This window comes from Mesorhizobium sp. BHbdii (genome assembly GCF_053848045.1).
Window position 1 is genome coordinate 1 of record NZ_JBSPKX010000326.1, and the last position, 396, is coordinate 396.

At 64.6% G+C, this 396-nt stretch carries 1 protein-coding gene; it reads right to left on the reverse strand.

Annotated elements, in window-relative coordinates:
- Positions 1-396: ATP-binding cassette domain-containing protein (locus ACWTU8_RS33270; RefSeq protein WP_455851435.1), on the reverse strand; the 396-nt coding region annotated here is incomplete at both ends.

The window sequence follows — 396 nt, forward strand, 5'->3', positions numbered from 1 at the left end:
GACAGCCGCTGCAACTGCCCGCCCGAAACCTGGTGCGGGTAGCGCGCGCCAATCCCTTCCGGATCCGGCAGCGACAAGGCTCGAAACAGTTCGACCGCGCGCTTTCGCGCCTGCTCGGGCGGCATCAGGCCGTGGATCCGCGTGACCTCGATCACTTGCTCCATGATCGTTGACGAGGGGTTGAAGGAGGCGGCGGCACTTTGCGGAACATAAGCAATATCGGTGCCGCGCAACCTGGCCCGCTGCTTTTCCGACAGTGCTGCCATGTTCTTGCCGTTCACATTGATCTCGCCGCCGGTGATCCGGCAGCCGGGCCGCGCATAGCCCATGAGCGAGAGCGCCACCGTCGTTTTGCCGGATCCGCTCTCGCCGATCAGGGCGATCATCTCGCCATCG